We start from the raw sequence: 264 nt of genomic DNA on the forward strand, positions 1-264 counted from the left end.
GTATATCTGGATCCGGCACAGGCAATCACAGGCGGAACTGCTTTTTCGACAGGAACCATCTTAAAAATACCTTATGTAGCCGGTAACGGGGGAAGTTATAGTGGGGTGACTTTACAGTCTGTTGGAAACGCTGCAGTAACAGTAACCCTAAGCGCAGGAACATTTGAAGTTGGATCTGGTACATTGAATTTTACTATCAGCGGTACACCTACTACTTCACAGGAGGCCCCTACCGGTATGACATTTGACCTTACGCCTTTTTAT

1 protein-coding gene is annotated in these 264 nt (G+C 45.5%); it reads left to right on the forward strand.

The genetic code is table 11. The features are described from left to right. A partial coding sequence (locus SB752_RS32630; protein ID WP_410719533.1) for a hypothetical protein occupies window positions 1–264 on the forward strand: 264 nt, incomplete at both ends.

Origin of the sequence: Brevibacillus sp. SIMBA_040, from assembly GCF_046535075.1 — a bacterium.
In the GTDB taxonomy this organism is placed as follows: domain Bacteria; phylum Bacillota; class Bacilli; order Brevibacillales; family Brevibacillaceae; genus Brevibacillus.